Raw genomic sequence first — 17,742 nt, forward strand, 5'->3', positions numbered from 1 at the left:
CACTCTGCGGAGCAATCGGGCACATTCTCGGAAATGCGGATAAAATACTCTGGCGTAATTACACCGGCGTAATTCCGCTGCCCTCGGATTTCGCTCCGACCGCGGTCCTGGGAGCCGCGGCTAGGCTCGGGTCATGGACCTGTTCCTCGTGCTCCTCGTCGTGCTCGGCGCGATCGCGATCGCCACCGTGGTCTCGCGCCGGCAGCAGCACAACCAGCTCGAGCAGAAGCGAGCCGCCGACCTCTCCGCGGTGCGCCGCGTCGCCGACGAGGACGTCACCCGCTTCGGCGAGGAGCTGCAGCGCCTCGACACCGAGATGCTGGTGACCCCGCTCGACGAGCCGATGCGCCAGGACTACCAGCGCGCGCTGGACTCCTACGAGTCGGCGAAGGAGACGCTGAGGACCGCCACCGAGCCCGACCACATCAAGCACGTCACCGAGGCGCTCGAGGACGGGCGGTACGCCGTCGCGTGCGTCCTGGCCCGCCGGGACGGCCGGCCGCTGCCGGTACGACGTCCACCGTGCTTCTTCAACCCCGCGCACGGCCCGTCGACCACCGACATCGAGTGGGCGCCGCCGGCGGGCATCCCGCGACAGGTGCCCGTGTGCGCCGCCGACGCCGACCGGGTCGCGCAGGGCGCGGAGCCCGACATCCGCACGGTGCAGTCGGGCTACCAGCGGGTCCCCTACTGGCAGGCGGGGCCGGCCTACTCCCCCTGGGCCAGCGGGTACTTCGGCGCCTACGCCGCCTCGAACCTGCTTCCGACGTTCCTGTTGCTGACCCTGCTCTCACCGACCTGGGACGGCGGCGCAGTCGAGGGAGCCGACACCGACTTCGGTGCGGGTGAGGCGTCCGACGCCGCCGGCGACGCGGGCGGCGACTGGGGCGGTGACGGCGGCGGCGATGCCGGTGGTGACGCAGGCGGTGGTGACGCGGGCGGCGACTGGGGCGGCGACTACGGCGGCGGCGGTGACGCAGGGGGCTGGGGCGGCGGCGACTTCGGCGGCGGTTTCGGCGACTTCGGCGGCGGGGACTTCGGCGGGTTCTAGGCCGCCGGACCCGGCGAGGAGCCGAGGTCTCGAGACGCTCGCTGCGCTCGCTCCTCGACCACCGGGGTCACTGCGGGTAGCGGTGCAGCCGGCGCGCGGCCTCGGCCACCGAGCCGCTCATCGACGGGTACACCGTGAACGCCTGCGCGAGCTGGTCGGCGGTCAGGTTCTCCGACACCGCGATCGAGACCGGGTGGATCAGCTCGCTGGCCCGCGGACCGACGACCACCCCGCCCACGACGATGCCGGTGCCCGGACGGCAGAACAGCTTCACGAAGCCGTCGCGCACGCCCTGCATCTTGGCCCGGGCGTTGCCCGACAGCGGCAGCCGCACGGTCTCGACCTGGATCTCGCCCGCGTCGACGGCGTTCTGGGTCCAGCCGACCGTGGCGATCTCGGGGGCGGTGAACACGTTGGCGGACACGGTCCGCAGGTCCAACGGGGTGACCTTGTCACCGAGGTAGTGCCACATCGCGATCCGGCCCTGCATGGCAGCGACCGAGGCGAGCATCAGCACGCCGGTGCAGTCACCAGCGGAGTAGATGCCGCGAGCCGACGTACGCGAGACCCTGTCGACGTTGACGAAACCGCCGTCTTTCAGGTTGACCCCGGCCTCCTCGAGACCGATCCCGGAGGTGTTCGGGATCGAGCCGAGCGCGAGGAGGCAGTGTGAGCCCTCGACGGTGCGGCCGTCGGTCAGGGTGACCTTCACGGTGTCGCCGTCGCGCACGACCGACTCCATCCGGGAGCGCGAGAGCACGGTCATCCCGCGCCGGGCGAAGACCTGCTCGAGCACCTCCGCCGCGTCGGGGTCCTCCCCGGGCAGCACGTGGTCGCGGCTGGAGACCAGGACCACGTCGATGCCCAGGGCGTTGTAGGCGCCGGCGAACTCGGCCCCGGTGACACCGGAGCCGACGACGATCAGCCGCTCGGGCACCTCGCGCAGGTCGTACACCTGGTCCCAGCTGAGGATCCGCTCGCCGTCCGGCTGGGCGGTCTCGAGGGTGCGGGGACTCGCCCCGGTCGCGATCAGCACCGCACCCGCGTCGATGGTCTCGCTGCCCCCGTCGTTGAGGTCCACCTCGACCCGCTGCGGACCCGCGAGACGGCCACGCCCGCGGACGATCCTGACGTTCTCGCGGGTCAGCCGGCGCTCGATGTCCGCGGACTGCGCGAGGGCCAGCGCCTTGACCCGCTCGTTGACGCGGAGCAGGTCGACCGAGACCGCCGCGCGGGGGTCACCGAGGTTGATCCCGAGCTCGGCGGCCTCCTCCATGTCGGCCATCAGCTCGGCGGTCGCGATCAGGGTCTTGCTGGGCACGCAGTCGGTGAGGACCGCCGAGCCACCGATCCCGTCGGAGTCGACGACGGTGACCTCGGCCCCGAGCTGCGCTGCCACCAGCGCCGACTCGTAGCCACCAGGTCCTCCGCCGACGATCACTACGCGATTCACGGCCCCCATTGTTCCATCCGCGCGATAGCCTCCTGTGCCGTGCCTCTCTACGCCGCCTACGGGTCGAACCTCGACCCCTCCCGCATGAGCGAGCGCTGTCCGCACTCCCCGTTGCGCAGCACGGGCTGGCTGACCGGCTGGCGACTGACCTTCGGCGGCGAGGAGCACGGCTGGGACGGCGCCCTGGTCACGATCGTCCAGGACCACTTCGAGCAGGTGTTCGTGGCGCTCTACGACGTCACCGACGAGGACATGAAGGTCCTCGACGAGGTGGAGAGCGCCACGTCCGGGCTGTACCGCAAGACCAAGGTGCGCGTCGCGACGATGACCGGCAACCACCTGGCCTGGGCCTACGTCCTCGACGCCTACGAGGGCGGGCTGCCCTCGGCGGGCACGGTCGGGATCATCGCCGACGCCGCCGAGGCCGCCGGTGCACCGGACGACTACGTCGCCGCGCTGCGGGCGCGACCCTGCCAGTCCACCGGCCTCTAGGCGTACGACGGGCACCTCGGCGTTACGCTGCCGCGGTGACCAACACCTCTCGCACCGCTCAGGACGCCGCCGCCGAAGCCGCCGCCGCGCTCCGCGACCTCACCGGGGTCGACCGCCATGACGTCGCCCTCGTCATGGGCTCCGGCTGGCTGCCGGCCGTCGACGCCCTCGGCGAGGCGACCGCCGAGGTCAGCACCACCGATCTGCCGGGCTTCGCACCGCCGGCGGTCGCGGGCCACGCCGGCAAGATCCGGTCGGTCCGCTCCGGCGACAAGAACCTGCTGGTCTTCCTCGGCCGCACCCACCTCTACGAAGACCTCGGCGTGCGGGCGGTCGTCCATGGCGTCCGCACCGCCGCCGCGGCCGGGTGCACGGTCGCCGTGCTCACCAACGGCTGCGGCGGGCTCGACGAGTCCTGGCAGCCCGGCACGCCGGTGCTGATCCGCGACCACATCAACCTGACCGCGACCTCGCCGATCGAGGGCGCGCACTTCGTCGACCTCACCGACCTGTACAGCCCCCGTCTCCGGCAGCTGTGCAAGGACGTCGAGCCCGACCTCGACGAGGGTGTCTACGTGCAGTTCCGCGGGCCGCACTACGAGACGCCGGCCGAGATCGGGATGGTCCGCGCCATCGGCGGCAACCTGGTGGGCATGTCGACCACGCTCGAGGCGATCGCCGCGCGCGAGGCGGGGATGGAGGTGCTGGGCATCTCGCTGGTCACCAACCTGGCCGCCGGGATCACCGGCGAGCCGCTGAACCACGAGGAGGTCCTCGCCGCCGGCAACGCCGCAGCCACCCGGATGGGTGCACTGCTCGGCGCGATCGTGCCGAAGATCTGATGCGAGTCCTGGTCACCGGCGCGGCCGGCAGCATCGGCACGGTCGTGTGTGCCGGCCTGCGCGAGCGGGGCCACGACGTCGCCGGGCTCGACATGGCGGCGGAGCCGAGCGGGTTCAGCGGCCCGTGGTACACCGCCGACTGCGCCGATCCCGACGCGGTGATGGCCACGTTCGACGCGCTGGAGCAGGCCGGGCCGCTCGACGCCGTCGTGCACCTGGCGAGCATCCCCGACGAGGCGTCGTTGCCGGTCATCCTCGAGTCGCACGTGGTCACCACGGCCGCGCTGCTCGACGTGATGGTCACGCACGGCGTGAGCCGGATCGTCTACGCCAGCAGCAACCACGCGGTCGGCCGGACCCCGCGCACCGACCTGCTCGGCGTGGACGCTGCACCGCGACCGGACACCTTCTACGGCGTGGGGAAGGTCGCCGCCGAGGCGGTGCTGCGGCTCTACGCCGACCGCTACCCCGTCGACGCGGTCGCGTGCCGGATCGGCAGCTTCCTGGCCCAGCCGTCGTCTCGGCGGCACCTGTCGACGTGGCTCTCCCACGACGACGCGGTCCGGATGGTCGAAGCGGGGCTCACCGCCCCCGACCCCGGCTTCGCGGTGCTCTACGGCATCTCCGCCAACACACGCGCCTGGTGGGACCTCGCGCCGGGGCGGGCGCTGGGCTACGAGCCGCGCGACGACGCCGAGTCGTTCGCCGAGGCGATCGAGGCCTCACCGGCGACGGCCGACGACGAGACCGAGGCCGCTCACGTCGGCGGGCCGTTCGCTACCGAGCGCTACTACCGCCCGGCTCTCGACCGCGGCTGAGCAGCCCGTCGCGGGCCCCGCGCATCATCGCGTCGTGGTTCGCCTCGAGCAGCGGCCTCGCCAGCCGTGAGCCGAGGCTCATCAGGAGTCCGTGCACGACGACCTCCTGCTCGTAGCGGACCGTCGTCGCCGTGCCGACCGGGGTCAGCGTCCACCGGGCCCACCCCTCGAGCCGGCCGCCGAGCCTCGCCTCGAGCACGCCCGAGGCCCGGTCCTCGACCACCCGCGTCAGCTGCAGGTCCAGGGCGTAGGGCAGCCGGGACCGCGCGACCACGTGGGCGGTGTCCTCGTCGACGCGGGCGACCGCGCGCACCTGCGGCCACCACGCCGGGTAGCCGGCCACGTCGACGAGCACGTCGAAGAGACGGTCGGCCGGCAACGGCAGCGTCCAGCGGTGGTCGAAGCGGTACTCCCGGCTCACAGCAGCTGCTCCCCCGGTAGGTCGAGCCGCTCGACCATCCGCTCCAGGGCGAGGGCCGCCGCCCGTCGTACCGCCTCGTCGCGGTCCTCCAGCCCGGCGCGGACGACCGCGACGTGCTCGGTGTCGCCGGCCCGCCCGAGCATCCGCAGTGCCGTGGCGCGCACCCGCGGCAGGTCGTGGCCTGCGCGCCGGACGGCACCGTCGGCCGCCTCCGCGAGCTCGCGCAGGGCGGCCACCTTGAGGCACATCTCGGTCGGCCGCCAGTGCCGGTCGGCGACGCCGCGGACGACCGCCCCGGTGGCTTCCGGGGACCAGACGTACAGCAGCCCGCGTGCACCCCAGGTCCGCCACCAGTAGTCCCGCCAGCCTTCGGCGCGGAGCTGCTCCACGCCTGCCTCGTGGCCGCTCAGGACGGCTGACGCCGGCGCGTGGTCCTCAGGCGCGGCCCCGCCCAGCAGCGCGCAGCACACCTCCACGACCGCCGGCTCACCCAGCTCTGCCGCGAGCCCCTCCACGACGTGACGCACCGAACGCTGCGGGGCACCGGGAGTCGACGGCGTGCTCACGCGGGCAACGTTAGCCTTCCGGCATGACCGCAACGACGCACCCGACCGGCCCGGAGGGCCTCCTCGCAGCTGCCCGCGCCTGGGCGGCCGAGGATCCCGACGAGCAGACCCGCGCCGAGCTCGAGGCGCTCCTCGCCCGCGTCGAGAAGGACCCGTCCGGCAGCGACGCCGAGGAGCTCGCGCACCGCTTCGCCGGCCCCCTGGAGTTCGGTACGGCGGGACTGCGCGGTGCCTTGGGGGCCGGCCCGAACCGGATGAACCGGGTCGTGGTCACCCGCGCGGCGGCCGGCCTGGCGGCGTACCTGCGCGACACGGGGGCGGCCGGGGGCGACGCGGTCGTGATCGGGTACGACGCGCGGCACAACTCCGACGTCTTCGCCCGGGACACCGCCGAGGTGATGGCCGGGGCCGGCCTGCGGGCGCTGGTGCTGCCCAGGCCACTGCCCACGCCGGTGCTGGCGTTCGCGATCCGCGAGCTCGGCTGCGTGGCCGGCGTGATGGTCACCGCCTCGCACAACCCGCCGCAGGACAACGGCTACAAGGTCTACCTCGGGGACGGCAGCCAGATCGTGCCGCCGGCCGACGCCGAGATCTCCACGCGGATCGCTGCGGTCGGCGCGCTCGCCGACGTGCCACGCTCAGACGGCTGGGAGTGGCTCGACGCGCAGATCGCAGACACCTACGCTGCCAAGGTCGCGGCGCTGGTCGGTCCCAGCTCGCCGCGCGAGCTGACCGCGGTCTACACGCCGCTGCACGGCGTCGGCGGCGAGATCGTGGCCGAGGTGATGGAGCGGGCCGGGTTCCCGCCGCTGCACGTGACCACCGCCCAGGCCGAGCCCGACCCGGACTTCCCCACCGTCGCGTTCCCGAACCCCGAGGAGCCCGGCGCGATGGATCTCGCGATGGAGCTGGCCGCCGAGGTTGGTGCCGACCTCGTGATCGCCAACGACCCCGATGCGGACCGGTGTGCGGTGGGTGTGCCCGGGCCGGCCGGCTGGCGGATGCTGCGCGGCGACGAGGTCGGCGCGCTGCTCGCCGACTTCCTGCTCAGGCTGGGCGTCCAGGGTGTCTACGCCACGACGATCGTGTCCTCCTCGCTGCTGGGCAAGATGGCCGCCGCGCACGGCCAGGAGTACCGCGAGACGCTGACCGGTTTCAAGTGGCTGGGCCGCGTCGAGGGGCTGGCGTTCGGCTACGAGGAGGCGCTCGGCTACTGCGCGGCCCCTGAGCTGGTGCGCGACAAGGACGGCGTCTCGGCGCTGCTGCGCGTGGCGGAGCTCGCCGCGATCCTGCGCAGCGAGGGGCGCACCCTCGACGACCAGCTCGACGAGATCGCGCGCACCTACGGCCTGCACGCCACCGACCAGCTGTCGGTGCGGGTCACCGACCTGACCCTGATCGCCGACGCGATGGCACGGCTCCGCGCCACTCCGCCCACCTCGCTGGGCGGCCTGGCCGTCGAGCAGGTCGACGACCTGACCGTCGGCGGTCCGGACCTGCCCCCGACCGAGGGGCTCCGGTTCCGGCTCGCCGAGGGGGCGCGGGTCGTCGTACGTCCCTCCGGGACCGAGCCGAAGCTCAAGTGCTACCTCGAGGTGGTCATGCCGGTCGAGGACGACGGCGGGGTCGACGCGGCACGCATCGCCGCCACCGGTCGGCTCGACGCGATCCGTGGCGACCTCTCGGCAGCACTGGGGATCTGACGCCGGCGGGCGCCGGCGGGAGGCCCGGCGCCGTGCCGGACCGGCACGTCAGAGCACGAGCGTGAGCACGAAGGCGAGACCGGTCCCGGCGAGGGCGATGATCTCCGGCCACGCCCAGCTGTGCCGGGGGCGCGACGCCGCCGGAGCGTCCGGGCCGGCCGACCGCTTGGCGTCACGCACCAGATCGGTGATCTTGAGCTCGACGAACTCCGGGTAGGTCATCGCGCTCTGGTCGGGCCCGAGCGGCGTGGACCGCTCGGTGTAGTCCTCGAGCCGGTCGAAGCCGAGCAGCGACGAGGGCCCGCGGCTGCCGCCCTTGACCAGCCGGCGCAGCGGGGTGCCGATCCCGATGCACACGTACTGCTGCTCGCCGACCCACACACTCAGCATCCGCCGCACGCTCACCTCGTCGATCGCCGCGAGGGGGACGGTGCTGTCCCGCAGGGAGTTCTGCAGGTGCAGCACGTCGGGGTAGGCGGTGGCGCGGGGGCGCAGCTGGGTGACCCAGACCGCGACGCCGGCGAAGAGCAGGCCGGTCGCGATCCGGAGCCCGGTGATCGTGTGCACGTCGACAGCGATGAAGACCACCAACCCGGCGATCACGACCAGGCCGGTGTAACCGAGCACACGCCCACTGGTCGGGCGGAACCTCTCGACGGGTTCAGCCCTGCCGGGACGGTCCTGCGCTGCTGCCATAGCACCGATTCTGCCTGCGGGCCGACGATTCTCCACATCCGCACCACCCGCCATATGCTGACCCGGTGACCACCGTCGTAAGCCCAGGCAACGGAGCCGGCAGCGGAGACCTGGCGGAGGCGACGTCCTCGGACTCCTCGCTCCGCCGCTTCCTCCACGGCCTCCCCGGCGTGGACCAGGTTGGGGCCGAGGCCCGGGCCGCCATGCTGGGGACGCGCTCCATCAAGACCACGGCCAAGGAGTTCGCGATCGACCTCGCGATCCGCATGGTCGACCTCACCACCCTCGAAGGGCAGGACACCCCCGGCAAGGTCCGGGCGCTGTCGGCGAAGGCGATGCGGCCGGACCCGGCCGACGGCTCGTGCCCGCAGGTCGCGGCGGTGTGCGTCTACCCCGACATGGTCGCGGTCGCGAAGGAGACCCTCGGCGACAGCGGCGTGCACGTCGCGTCGGTGGCCACCGCGTTCCCCTCGGGGCGCGCGTCGATGGCGGTGAAGCTCGCCGACACCCGCGACGCGGTCGAGGCCGGCGCCGACGAGATCGACATGGTCATCGACCGGGGCGCGTTCCTCTCCGGGCGCTACCTCGAGGTGTACGACGAGATCGTGGCCGTCCGGGAGGCGTGCAAGCGACCCGACGGCACCGCCGCGCACCTGAAGGTGATCTTCGAGACCGGTGAGCTGCAGACCTACGACAACGTCCGCCGGGTCTCCTGGCTGGCGATGATGGCCGGCGCCGACTTCATCAAGACCTCGACCGGCAAGGTCCAGCCCGCGGCGACGCTGCCGGTCACCCTCGTGATGCTCGAGGCGGTGCGCGACTTCCGCGCGGCGACCGGGCAGATGGTCGGGGTGAAGCCCGCGGGCGGGATCCGCACCAGCAAGGACGCGATCAAGTACCTCGTGATGGTCAACGAGGTCGCCGGGGCCGACTGGCTGGACCCGGAGTGGTTCCGCTTCGGCGCCTCGACGCTGCTCAACGACCTGCTGATGCAGCGCACGAAGATGAAGACCGGCCGCTACTCCGGCCCCGACTACTTCACCCTGGACTGATCCTGCGATGACACAAGACAACGAGGTCTCGACAAGCTCGACCAGCGGTCCGGGCTCGACCAGCGGTCCGGGCTCGACCAGCGGTCCGGGCTCGACCAGCGGTCCGGGCTCGACCAGCGGTCCGGGCTCGACCAGCGGTCCGGGCACCCACGCACTGGACGCGCGCTCGGCGTTCGAGTACGCCCCCGCTCCGGAGTCCCGGGCGATCGTGGACATCAAGTCCTCCTACGGCCTGTTCGTCGACGGCGAGTTCACCGCACCCACCCAGGGTCAGACGTTCAAGACCGTCAGCCCGGCGACCGAGGAGGTTCTCGCCGAGGTCGCCGAGGGGTCGGCCGAGGACGTCGACCGTGCCGTGAAGGCCGCCCGCCGCGCCTACGACAAGGTGTGGTCGGCGATGCCGGGCCGCGAGCGCGCGAAGTACCTCTTCCGGATCGCCCGGATCATCCAGGAGCGCTCGCGCGAGCTTGCGGTGCTCGAGTCGCTCGACAACGGCAAGCCGATCCGGGAGTCCCGGGACGTCGACGTCCCGCTCGTGGCGTCGTGGTTCTTCTACTACGCCGGCTGGGCCGACAAGCTCGAGTACGCCGGGCTCAGCTCGACTCGGCCGCTGGGCGTCGCGGCGCAGGTGATCCCGTGGAACTTCCCGCTGATGATGCTGGCCTGGAAGGTGGCCCCGGCACTTGCGGCCGGCAACACCGTCGTGCTCAAGCCCGCGGAGACCACCCCGCTGACCGCGCTGCTGTTCGCCGAGATCTGCCAGCAGGCCGACCTGCCGCCGGGCGTGGTCAACATCGTCACCGGGGCCGGGGCGACCGGCAAGGCGCTGGTCGCGCACGACGGGGTCGACAAGGTCGCGTTCACCGGCTCGACCGAGGTCGGCCGGCAGATCGCGCGGGCGGTGGCCGGCACCGACAAGCGGGTCACCCTGGAGCTGGGCGGCAAGGCCGCCAACATCGTCTTCGACGACGCCCCGGTCGACCAGGCCGTCGAGGGCATCGTCGACGGCATCTTCTTCAACCAGGGCCACGTGTGCTGCGCAGGCTCGCGCCTGCTCGTGCAGGAGTCGGTGGCCGAGGAGGTCCTCGACCGCCTCAAGCGGCGGATGGGCACGCTGCGCGTCGGTGACCCGCTCGACAAGAACACCGACGTCGGCGCGATCAACTCCCTCGAGCAGCTCACGCGCATCCGCGAGCTCTCCGAGGTCGGCGACGCCGAGGGCGCCGAGCGCTGGACCGCGGCCTGCGACCTGCCCACGAAGGGCTTCTGGTTCCCGCCGACGATCTTCACCGGCGTCACCCAGGCGCACCGGATCGCCCGCGAGGAGATCTTCGGTCCGGTCCTGTCGGTGCTGACCTTCCGCACGCCCGCGGAGGCGGTCGAGAAGGCCAACAACACGCCCTACGGCCTGTCCGCCGGGGTGTGGACCGACAAGGGCTCGCGCATCCTCTGGATGGCCGACCAGCTGCGCGCCGGCGTGGTGTGGGCCAACACGTTCAACCGGTTCGACCCCGCGAGCCCGTTCGGCGGCTACAAGGAGTCCGGATACGGCCGCGAGGGCGGCCGCCACGGCTTGGAGGCATACGTCAGATGACCCCCCGCAGCGACAACCGTCTCGACGTGCGCAAGACCTACAAACTCTACGTCGGCGGCGCCTTCCCGCGCTCGGAGTCCGGCCGCACCTACGAGGTGAGCGACACCAAGGGCAGGTTCCTGGCCAACGCCTCCCTGGCCTCCCGGAAGGACGGCCGCGACGCCGTCTCCGCGGCACGCAAGGCGTTCGGCGGCTGGTCGACCCGCACGCCGTACAACCGCGGCCAGGTGCTGTACCGCGTCGCCGAGGTCCTCGAGGGCCGCCGCGGCCAGTTCGTCGAGGAGATCGGTGCCGGCGAGGGGCTCTCGAGCCGCCAGGCCGAGGCCGTCGTCGACGCCGCGGTGGACCGGCTGGTCTGGTACGCCGGCTGGGCCGACAAGCTCGCCCAGGTGGTGGGTGGCGCCAACCCGGTGTCGGGGCCGTACTTCAACTTCTCGCTGCCCGACCCCACCGGAGTCGTGGCGGTGCTCGCGCCGCAGGACTCCTCGCTGCTCGGCCTGGTCAGCGTGGTGGCACCGGTGATCGTCACCGGCAACACGGCCGTGGTCGTCTCGTCGTACCGCCGGCCGCTGCCGGCGATCACGTTCTCGGAGGTGCTCGCGACCTCCGACGTCCCCGGAGGCGTGGTCAACGTGCTGACCGGCGACGCCGCCGAGATCGGCCCCTGGCTGGCCTCGCACATGGACGTCAACGCGATCGACCTGACCGGCGTCGAGGACCGCGAGGTCGGCCGCAGCCTCGAGGAGGCCGCCGCGGAGAACCTCAAGCGGGTGCTGCGTCCGGCGCCGGCGACCGACTGGGCCCAGCAGCCCGGCCTCGAGCGGATGAAGGCGTTCCTCGAGACCAAGACCGTCTGGCACCCGATCGGCATCTGAGCCGGAGCCGCCACACCACCCGGCCACGACCGTGTACGACGACCACCCCGACGCCTCGGCGAACGCCCGCGTCATCGTCCTGGCCGGCCCCTCGGGATCCGGCAAGTCCCGGCTGTCGCGGCGGATCGGCCTGCCGGTGCTCAACCTCGACGACTTCTACAAGGACGGCTCCGACCCCTCGCTGCCGCGGATCGGGATGGGGCACGACTCGATCGTCGACTGGGACGACCCGGCGTCGTGGCACCACGAGGACGCGCTGGCCGCGATCGAGCCGCTGTGCCGCGACGGCAAGGCGGACGTGCCGATCTACGACATCGCCCACGACGGGCGGGTCGGCCACCGGGTGCTCGACCTCGACGGGTCGTCGTACTTCCTCGCCGAGGGGATCTTCGCCCAGGAGGTCGTGCGGGAGTGCCAGGACCGGGGCCTGCTCGCCGAGGCGATCTGTGTGCGCAACCACCGCTGGCTCACGTTCTGGCGACGGCTCACCCGGGACCTGCGCGAGCGCCGCAAGCACCCGCTGGTGCTGGTGCGCCGGGGTCTGATGCTGCTCAGGGCCGAGCCGGTCGTGATCGCCCACGCCGTGGCGCTCGGCTGCACCCCGATGACGTCGGAGGAGGCCTACCGCCACGTCCGGCGGCTGCTGGCCGGCGGCGGTCAGGCCGGCACCGGGTGATCCGCGGTCAGCGGCTCAGCATCGCGTCGACGAAGACCTGACCGATGTCGGCGGGCTCCCGGGCGACATAGCTGCGGCCGCCGGTTGCCGCAGCGATCCTCCGCAGCGCCTGTGCGTCGGCCTCGGGGCCCATGCCGATCGCGATCACGGCGACGGGACGGGCGGGGTCCCGCTCGCGCTCGAGGGTGTTGACCAGCTCCTGGAGGGAGAGGCTGCCCGGGTCGTCGTTCTCCCCGTCGGTGAGCAGGATGACGGTGTTGACCGCGCGGGCGTCGTACCCCTCCTGCAGGGTGCGGACCGCGGCCAGCGTGGTGTCGTGGAGGCCGGTCCCCTCGCCGGTCAGCTCCGGCAGCTGCCGCAGTGCCTTCGCCAGGTCCTTGCGGTGCGAGCCGCCGTCGGTGGAGGCTCCCAACCGACGTACCGGGGCCAGCGACCGGTAGTCCCGACCGCCTCCGCCGAGCTCGACGGAGAACGCCCACAGCCCGATCTGGGCGGAGTCGGGGAAGAGGTCGAGCGCGCTCTCCGCGGCGGTCACGGCCAACGCGATCCGGGAGCGCCCCTCGTCGTCGGTGAAGTCCATCGAGCCGGACACGTCCACGACCGCCAGGCTGCGGGACGGTACCGTCAGCACCGCCCACTGCCGCAGCGCGTCCACGACGGCCTCGCCCTCCGGTGCGGCCAGCACGTTGAACCTCGCCTCACCCAGGCCCACGTCGGGACCGAGCGGGGCACCCTCGGCGTCCCGGAAGCCGTGCTCGGCGAGGTCGGTCGCCGAGAGCGCGTCGAGGACGAGCCGGCCGGCCTGTTCGACCCCGGCGTCGGTGGAGAGTGAGACCAGGGGGTACTCCAGCATCATCGTCCCGGACCGTGGCACGGCCGCGGACAGGCCCTCGGCGGCACCGCCGTCCTGGAGGGCGACCAGCTGTTGCTCGCTCATCACGCCGAGCGTGCCCCCGGCCGCGGCGGCGGCGACGTCCTCGGCCGTCCGTGGCTTGTCGGCCTGGCCGCCGTACCGCTGGGCCAACGGCACCATCATCGCGCCCATCTCGGTCCGCGACGCTCCGGTCACCTGCATCTCGCCGAACGCCGACAGGAGCGCAGCGGTGCTCGGGGCACTGGTCAGCGGGTCGAGGAAGGCCACCGTGGTCGAGCCGACCTCACGCCACGAGCCCGGAGGCTCGAGGTCACGGCCGACCACGACGACGGGGGTCCTGGCCAGCGAGGCGTCGAGGACCTCGACGTCGGCGCCCGCGGCCTGCACCCGGGCCAGCCACACCGAGAAGTCCGGCACCCACAGGTGCGGGCTGTTCTCGGAGGCCGCGCTCAGCACCTCGACGACCTTCGCGGGCGCGACGGCGGAGACGTCGTACTCCAGGCAGGACCCGCCGACCTCGACGCCCTCGCCCTCCAGCGAGGTCACCGCGTCGGTCACCAGCGGGGCGATCTCCGGGGCCGCGGCGATGCGCACGTCCACCGAGCCCTGGCACCCGCCACCGTCGTCGCCGGACATCGCGGAGACCACGGCGAAGCCGCCGACGCCGACAGCCGCGACTGCTCCGACCCCCAGGAGCAGCGGTAGTGCACGGGCACGGGCGTGCGCGGACGCTGTGTGACGTCCCACCATCTCGGGGTACTCCCTCCCTCGAACGGGAGGATAGCGCCTAGCTCATCGCGGCGAGCACGGTGTAGGCCGGCTTGATCTCGTTGTTGATGATCTCCAGCCGCTCGTCGAACGGCAGGAACGCCGACTTCATCGCGTTGATCGTGAACCAGCGCAGGTCGTCGAGGGTGTAGCCGAACGCCTCGACGAGGCCGAACATCTCCTCGGTCATCGACGTGCCGCTCATCAGCCGGTTGTCGGTGTTCACCGTCACCCGGAAGCCGAGCTCCTTCAACAGCCCGATCGGGTGCTCGGCGACCGACGTGGCGGCGCCGGTCTGCACGTTGGACCGCGGGCACATCTCCAGCGGGATCCGCTTGTCCCGGACGTAGGACGCCAGCCGGCCGAGGACGTAGCGGCCGTCAGGGCCTTGCGTGATGTCGTCGATGATCCGCACCCCGTGGCCGAGCCGGTCCGCGCCGCACCACTGGATCGCCTCCCAGATCGAGGGCAGCCCGAACGCCTCGCCGGCGTGGATGGTGAAGTGGGCGTTCTCGCGCTGGAGGTACTCGAAGGCGTCGAGGTGCCGGGTGGGTGGGAAGCCGGCCTCGGCACCGGCGATGTCGAAGCCGAGCACCCCCTCGTCGCGGTAGCGCACCACCAGCTCGGCGATCTCGCGTGACCGGGCCTGATGGCGCATCGCGGTCAGCAGCTGGCGTACGACGATCGGTCGCCCGTCGGCACGAGCCTGCTCCTCGCCCTCCTCGAAGCCCGCCTTGACGGCCTCCACGACCTGCTCCAACGACAGTCCCCCGAGCAGGTGCTGCTCGGGGGCGTAGCGCACCTCGGCGTAGACCACGCCGTCCTGGGAGAGGTCCTCGACGCACTCGCGGGCGACGCGGCGGAGGTTCTCCGCGGACTGCATCACCGCCACCGTGTGGTCGAAGGTCTCCAGGTAGCGCTCCAGCGAGCCCGAGTTCGCCGACTCCTCGAACCAGGTGCGCAGCGACTCCGCGTCGTCGGCGGGCAGCCGGTGGCCGGCGCCGGGAGCGAGGTCGAGGATCGTCCGGGGCCGCAGGCCGCCGTCGAGGTGGTCGTGCAGCAGCACCTTCGGGGCGCGGTGCACCTGGTCCCGGGGCGGGAGCCTCCGCTGCGCGTCCTCGCTCACGCCTGGCCCTCCTCGTCGCGGTGGACGAGGTCGGGCGAGAACGCCGGCAGGCACACGGCGACGTACTCGGCCTCCTCGGTGCCGGTGGAGTAGCGCACCCGCTCCCCCGCCCTGGTGACCACGGCCTGCCCCGCCGGGACCTCCAGCGTCCGGCTGGTGCCGTCGGCGTCGGTCACCTCGACCAGCACCACGCCACGGAGTACGACGGTCACCTCGTCGAACTCCGGCTGCTGGGCCGGCTCGCTCCAACCGCCCGGGGCGATCATGTGGGCCACCGAGACCGACGCGGTGCCGGTGGTGACCCGACCGACGTACTCGTCGATCACCTTGCCACCCGGGACGGGGATGCGTGTCGGGGCAGGGATAAGTTCAGCCATGACGAACATCCTTGCATCCCGCACGACAGGAGCAACCATGCGCGTTTTCAAGTCCCTCGACGAGGTGGCGGCCGCGGCCGGCGAGGAGCTCGGCACCAGCGACTGGACCGAGATCACCCAGGAGCGGGTGGACGCCTTCGCCGACGCCACCGGGGACCACCAGTGGATCCACGTCGACGTCGAGCGGGCGAAGCAGGGGCCGTTCGGTGGCACGATCGCGCACGGCTACCTGACGCTGTCGATGGTGCCGTTCTTCGGCGCCCAGATCTTCAGCCTCGAGACCCCGGGCGCCAAGCTGAACTACGGGGTCAACAAGGTCCGGTTCCCCAACCCGGTGAAGGTCGGCGCGCGGGTGCGCGCCACGGCGTCGTTCGGCGAGGTCACCGACCTGCCCGCCGGCAAGCAGGTGCTGATCCGCTACGTGGTCGAGATCGAGGGCGAGGACAAGCCGGCCTGCGTCGCGGAGACGGTCGTCCTCCTGCTCAGCTGACCCGGTCGATGACCAGCGGACGCGGGGTGTAGCTCGCCGCGTCGGCGACGATCTCGACGCCGTCGAGGACACCGTCGAGCGCACGCTCGAACCGCTCCGGCTCTTCGGTGTGCAGCGTCATCAGCGGCTGCCCCTCCGACACCAGGTCGCCGGGCTTGGCGTGCAGCTCGACCCCGGCCCCGGCCTGCACCGGATCCTCCTTGCGAGCCCGTCCGGCACCCAGCCGCCACGCGGCCAGTCCGACGGCCATCGCGTCGAGGCGCGTGAGCACCCCGCTCGCGGGTGCGGCCACGACGTGGGTCTCCCGAGCGGTGGGCAGCTCGGCGTCGGGGTCCCCACCCTGCGCCCGGACCATCGCCTTCCAGGTGTCCATGGCCGAGCCGTCGGCGAGCCGCTCGGCGGGGTCGACGTCGCCCTTCCCGGCCGCGGTCAGCATCTCCCGGGCCAGCGCGACGGTGAGCTCGACGACGTCCGCGGGTCCGCCACCGGCGAGCACCTCCACCGACTCGCGCACCTCGAGCGCGTTGCCCGCGGTCAGGCCGAGAGGAGTCGACATGTCGGTGAGCAGCGCGACGGTGCGCACGCCTGCGTCGGTGCCGAGCGCGACCATGGTCTCGGCGAGCTCGCGGGCCCGGTCGAGGTCCTTCATGAACGCGCCGGTGCCGACCTTGACGTCGAGCACGAGCGCCCCGGTGCCCTCGGCGATCTTCTTGCTCATGATCGAGCTGGCGATCAGCGGGATCGCCTCCACCGTGCCGGTCACGTCACGCAGCGCGTAGAGCTTCTTGTCCGCCGGGGCCAGGCCGGCGCCGGCCGCGCAGATCACCGCGCCGACGTCCGCCAGCTGGCGCATCATCTCGTCGTTCGTGAGGTCGGCGCGCCAGCCCGGGATCGACTCGAGCTTGTCGAGGGTGCCGCCGGTGTGCCCCAGGCCGCGACCCGAGAGCTGCGGCACGGCGACCCCGTAGGACGCGACCAGCGGCGCGAGCGGGAGCGTGATCTTGTCGCCCACCCCGCCGGTGGAGTGCTTGTCGGCGGTGGGCCGGGACAGGCTCGAGAAGTCCATCCGCTCCCCCGAGGCGATCATCGCCGCGGTCCAGCGCCCGATCTCCCGTCGGGTCATCCCGTTGAGGAGGATCGCCATGGCCAGCGCCGACATCTGCTCGTCGGCCACCACCCCACGGGTGTAGGCGTCGACGACCCAGTCGATCTGGGAGTCGGTGAGCTCGCCGCCGTCGCGCTTGGCGACGATCACCTCGACGGCGTCGTGACGTTCGGACATGTGCGGGCCTCTCTGGGTCGCCGGGATCTTGGGGGGCGCGGGGTCGCGTGGTGGCCTCAGCGGCCGAGGTCCTCGGGCCCGAAGGCGTGCGGGAGCACGTCGCTCATCGGGCGTACGCCGACCACGGTCATCATCTGCAGGTCCTTGCCGCCGTGCTCCCACAGCAGCTGGCGGCAACGGCCGCAGGGCATGATCACCTCGCCCTCGCCGTTCACGCACACGAAGTGGGTCAACCGCCCACCCCCGGTGGCGTGCAGCGAGGACACCAGCCCGCACTCGGCGCACAGCGTCACGCCGTAGGCGGCGTTCTCCACGTTGCACCCGGTGACCACCCGGCCGTCGTCGACGACCGCTGCAGCGCCGACCCGGTAGCCGGAGTAGGGGGCATAGGCATGCCGCATCGCCTCGGCGGCGGTGTTCTTGAGCTCGTCCCAGTTCATCACGGCAACTATGCCCGACACTCCCAGTCGGCGGGGCGACACTCGGTGAACGGCCGGGAGTCGCTCGCGTCACACGGCGACAGTGCCGAAAAGTCCCAACCTGATAACCCTTCGAGTGGGAGGCTTCCGGTAGCACCACGCACCGG

General features: G+C 72.4%; 19 protein-coding genes. 10 read left to right on the forward strand and 9 right to left on the reverse strand.

What is annotated here, in order from left to right:
- The first annotated feature begins 133 nt into the window (after positions 1 to 133).
- Positions 134 to 1,051, forward strand: coding sequence for a hypothetical protein (locus ACYVIH_RS18440; protein WP_460870986.1), 918 nt, complete (start codon positions 134 to 136; stop codon positions 1,049 to 1,051).
- 67 nt (positions 1,052 to 1,118) lie between these two features.
- Here the strand turns inward: ACYVIH_RS18440 and ACYVIH_RS18445 are convergent, their stop codons facing one another.
- Positions 1,119 to 2,504, reverse strand: coding sequence for an NAD(P)H-quinone dehydrogenase (locus ACYVIH_RS18445; RefSeq protein ID WP_460870987.1), 1,386 nt, complete (start codon positions 2,502 to 2,504; stop codon positions 1,119 to 1,121).
- Positions 2,505 to 2,543: 39 nt separating this feature from the next.
- Between ACYVIH_RS18445 and ACYVIH_RS18450 the strand changes: the two genes are divergently transcribed.
- The 3 genes from ACYVIH_RS18450 to ACYVIH_RS18460 are packed head-to-tail and all read left to right on the forward strand — an operon-like array spanning position 2,544 to position 4,656.
- Positions 2,544 to 2,996, forward strand: a complete 453-nt coding sequence (locus tag ACYVIH_RS18450) for a gamma-glutamylcyclotransferase family protein (protein ID WP_460870988.1) — start codon at positions 2,544 to 2,546, stop codon at positions 2,994 to 2,996.
- Positions 2,997 to 3,031: 35 nt separating this feature from the next.
- Positions 3,032 to 3,838, forward strand: coding sequence for a purine-nucleoside phosphorylase (locus tag ACYVIH_RS18455; protein WP_460870989.1), 807 nt, complete (start codon positions 3,032 to 3,034; stop codon positions 3,836 to 3,838).
- Positions 3,838 to 4,656, forward strand: a complete 819-nt coding sequence (locus ACYVIH_RS18460) for an NAD-dependent epimerase/dehydratase family protein (protein WP_460870990.1) — start codon at positions 3,838 to 3,840, stop codon at positions 4,654 to 4,656. Before ACYVIH_RS18455 ends, ACYVIH_RS18460 begins: the two co-directional genes overlap by 1 nt.
- Here ACYVIH_RS18460 and ACYVIH_RS18465 read toward each other — a convergent pair.
- The gene (locus ACYVIH_RS18465) at positions 4,616 to 5,077 is read right to left on the reverse strand and encodes an SRPBCC family protein (protein ID WP_460870991.1); all 462 of its coding nucleotides are present in this window, start codon (positions 5,075 to 5,077) and stop codon (positions 4,616 to 4,618) included. The two genes, ACYVIH_RS18460 and ACYVIH_RS18465, sit on opposite strands and share 41 nt — an antisense overlap.
- Positions 5,074 to 5,643 carry a HEAT repeat domain-containing protein gene (locus tag ACYVIH_RS18470; protein ID WP_460870992.1) on the reverse strand — a complete coding sequence of 190 codons (570 nt, stop codon included), beginning with the start codon at positions 5,641 to 5,643 and terminating at the stop codon, positions 5,074 to 5,076. Before ACYVIH_RS18470 ends, ACYVIH_RS18465 begins: the two co-directional genes overlap by 4 nt.
- A 23-nt stretch (positions 5,644 to 5,666) precedes the next feature.
- On the opposite strand from ACYVIH_RS18470, the gene ACYVIH_RS18475 reads away from it, so the two are divergent.
- Positions 5,667 to 7,346 (forward strand): phospho-sugar mutase, encoded by a 1,680-nt coding sequence (locus ACYVIH_RS18475; RefSeq protein ID WP_460870993.1) that lies wholly within the window; start codon positions 5,667 to 5,669, stop codon positions 7,344 to 7,346.
- Between the two features lie 48 nt (positions 7,347 to 7,394).
- Here the strand turns inward: ACYVIH_RS18475 and ACYVIH_RS18480 are convergent, their stop codons facing one another.
- Positions 7,395 to 8,042, reverse strand: coding sequence for a hypothetical protein (locus ACYVIH_RS18480; RefSeq protein ID WP_460870994.1), 648 nt, complete (start codon positions 8,040 to 8,042; stop codon positions 7,395 to 7,397).
- Positions 8,043 to 8,107: 65 nt separating this feature from the next.
- On the opposite strand from ACYVIH_RS18480, the gene deoC reads away from it, so the two are divergent.
- From deoC to ACYVIH_RS18500, 4 genes are read left to right on the forward strand one after another with little or no spacing between them, the layout of a single operon-like run.
- Positions 8,108 to 9,094: a deoxyribose-phosphate aldolase gene (gene deoC / locus ACYVIH_RS18485; RefSeq protein ID WP_460870995.1), complete on the forward strand. Its 987-nt coding sequence runs from the start codon at positions 8,108 to 8,110 to the stop codon at positions 9,092 to 9,094.
- A gap of 7 nt (positions 9,095 to 9,101) precedes the next feature.
- A complete protein-coding gene (locus ACYVIH_RS18490) occupies positions 9,102 to 10,688 on the forward strand; it encodes an aldehyde dehydrogenase family protein (protein WP_460870996.1) in 1,587 nt (528 codons plus the stop codon).
- Positions 10,685 to 11,563 (forward strand): aldehyde dehydrogenase family protein, encoded by an 879-nt coding sequence (locus ACYVIH_RS18495; RefSeq protein WP_460870997.1) that lies wholly within the window; start codon positions 10,685 to 10,687, stop codon positions 11,561 to 11,563. Before ACYVIH_RS18490 ends, ACYVIH_RS18495 begins: the two co-directional genes overlap by 4 nt.
- A 31-nt stretch (positions 11,564 to 11,594) precedes the next feature.
- A complete protein-coding gene (locus tag ACYVIH_RS18500; protein ID WP_460870998.1) occupies positions 11,595 to 12,239 on the forward strand; it encodes a uridine kinase family protein in 645 nt (214 codons plus the stop codon).
- A 7-nt stretch (positions 12,240 to 12,246) separates the two neighbouring features.
- Here the strand turns inward: ACYVIH_RS18500 and ACYVIH_RS18505 are convergent, their stop codons facing one another.
- Genes ACYVIH_RS18505 through ACYVIH_RS18515 form a run of 3 tightly spaced genes read right to left on the reverse strand, consistent with a single transcriptional unit; the run spans position 12,247 to position 15,384 of the window.
- On the reverse strand, positions 12,247 to 13,863 hold the full coding sequence (locus ACYVIH_RS18505) for a VWA domain-containing protein (protein ID WP_460870999.1): 1,617 nt from the start codon (positions 13,861 to 13,863) through the stop codon (positions 12,247 to 12,249).
- Between the two features lie 37 nt (positions 13,864 to 13,900).
- Positions 13,901 to 15,007, reverse strand: coding sequence for an adenosine deaminase (locus ACYVIH_RS18510; RefSeq protein ID WP_460871000.1), 1,107 nt, complete (start codon positions 15,005 to 15,007; stop codon positions 13,901 to 13,903).
- The gene (locus tag ACYVIH_RS18515; RefSeq protein WP_460871001.1) at positions 15,004 to 15,384 is read right to left on the reverse strand and encodes a cupin domain-containing protein; all 381 of its coding nucleotides are present in this window, start codon (positions 15,382 to 15,384) and stop codon (positions 15,004 to 15,006) included. The genes ACYVIH_RS18510 and ACYVIH_RS18515 overlap by 4 nt, the downstream gene beginning before the upstream one ends.
- A 37-nt stretch (positions 15,385 to 15,421) precedes the next feature.
- Between ACYVIH_RS18515 and ACYVIH_RS18520 the strand changes: the two genes are divergently transcribed.
- Positions 15,422 to 15,874: a MaoC family dehydratase gene (locus ACYVIH_RS18520; protein ID WP_460871002.1), complete on the forward strand. Its 453-nt coding sequence runs from the start codon at positions 15,422 to 15,424 to the stop codon at positions 15,872 to 15,874.
- On the opposite strand, the gene ACYVIH_RS18525 is transcribed toward ACYVIH_RS18520, so the two are convergent.
- Together ACYVIH_RS18525 and ACYVIH_RS18530 are read right to left on the reverse strand one after the other, a co-directional pair.
- Positions 15,867 to 17,156 (reverse strand): thymidine phosphorylase, encoded by a 1,290-nt coding sequence (locus tag ACYVIH_RS18525; protein WP_460871003.1) that lies wholly within the window; start codon positions 17,154 to 17,156, stop codon positions 15,867 to 15,869. The two genes, ACYVIH_RS18520 and ACYVIH_RS18525, sit on opposite strands and share 8 nt — an antisense overlap.
- A 56-nt stretch (positions 17,157 to 17,212) precedes the next feature.
- On the reverse strand, positions 17,213 to 17,596 hold the full coding sequence (locus ACYVIH_RS18530) for a cytidine deaminase (RefSeq protein WP_460871004.1): 384 nt from the start codon (positions 17,594 to 17,596) through the stop codon (positions 17,213 to 17,215).
- Positions 17,597 to 17,742: the final 146 nt, after the last annotated feature.

The organism is Nocardioides pakistanensis (assembly GCF_054781215.1).

What these genes read in the sequence shown, in the direction of transcription:
- ACYVIH_RS18480 (WP_460870994.1), bottom strand. Translation starts at nt 8,042, where the DNA reads ATGGCAGCAGCGCAGGACCGTCCCGGCAGGGCTGAACCCGTCGAGAGG.
- ACYVIH_RS18495 (WP_460870997.1), top strand. Translation starts at nt 10,685, where the DNA reads ATGACCCCCCGCAGCGACAACCGTCTCGACGTGCGCAAGACCTACAAA.
- ACYVIH_RS18525 (WP_460871003.1), bottom strand. Translation starts at nt 17,156, where the DNA reads ATGTCCGAACGTCACGACGCCGTCGAGGTGATCGTCGCCAAGCGCGAC.
- ACYVIH_RS18440 (WP_460870986.1), top strand. Translation starts at nt 134, where the DNA reads ATGGACCTGTTCCTCGTGCTCCTCGTCGTGCTCGGCGCGATCGCGATC.
- ACYVIH_RS18515 (WP_460871001.1), bottom strand. Translation starts at nt 15,384, where the DNA reads ATGGCTGAACTTATCCCTGCCCCGACACGCATCCCCGTCCCGGGTGGC.
- ACYVIH_RS18460 (WP_460870990.1), top strand. Translation starts at nt 3,838, where the DNA reads ATGCGAGTCCTGGTCACCGGCGCGGCCGGCAGCATCGGCACGGTCGTG.
- ACYVIH_RS18520 (WP_460871002.1), top strand. Translation starts at nt 15,422, where the DNA reads ATGCGCGTTTTCAAGTCCCTCGACGAGGTGGCGGCCGCGGCCGGCGAG.
- ACYVIH_RS18530 (WP_460871004.1), bottom strand. Translation starts at nt 17,596, where the DNA reads ATGAACTGGGACGAGCTCAAGAACACCGCCGCCGAGGCGATGCGGCAT.
- ACYVIH_RS18505 (WP_460870999.1), bottom strand. Translation starts at nt 13,863, where the DNA reads ATGGTGGGACGTCACACAGCGTCCGCGCACGCCCGTGCCCGTGCACTA.
- ACYVIH_RS18475 (WP_460870993.1), top strand. Translation starts at nt 5,667, where the DNA reads ATGACCGCAACGACGCACCCGACCGGCCCGGAGGGCCTCCTCGCAGCT.
- ACYVIH_RS18490 (WP_460870996.1), top strand. Translation starts at nt 9,102, where the DNA reads ATGACACAAGACAACGAGGTCTCGACAAGCTCGACCAGCGGTCCGGGC.